The organism is Streptomyces beijiangensis, from assembly GCF_017315755.1.
Lineage (GTDB): Bacteria > Actinomycetota > Actinomycetes > Streptomycetales > Streptomycetaceae > Streptomyces > Streptomyces beijiangensis.
Genome location: NZ_JAFLRJ010001590.1, coordinates 1 through 322, shown reverse-complemented (window position 1 = coordinate 322; position 322 = coordinate 1). Strand labels below are relative to the sequence as shown.

At 47.5% G+C, this 322-nt stretch carries 1 protein-coding gene; it reads right to left on the bottom strand.

From position 1 onward, the window contains the following. The coding region (locus J0695_RS46565) for a DNA gyrase subunit A (RefSeq protein ID WP_277990131.1) at positions 1–322 on the bottom strand (322 nt) is incomplete at both ends.

Here is a 322-nt window from a genome sequence, read left to right as displayed (position 1 = left end):
GAAATAACTTCATCAAGGTGATCAAGCGCCACTCTCAAGCCCTCAAGAATATGGGCCCGCGCTTCCGCTTTGCGAAGCTCGAATGCAGTACGCCTTCTGATCACGACTTTTTGATGGTCGAGATAATGCTCCAGACACTGCTTCAAGCTCAATACTTTCGGCTGGCCGTCAACAAGCGCCAAAAGATTAATGCCGAATGATGTTTGAAGAGCGGTCTGCTTGTACAAGTTATTTAACAGTACATTGGCATTTGCATCCCTTCTCAGTTCAATGACGATGCGCATTCCGTTTCGGTCTGATTCATCGCGGAGATCCGTAATGC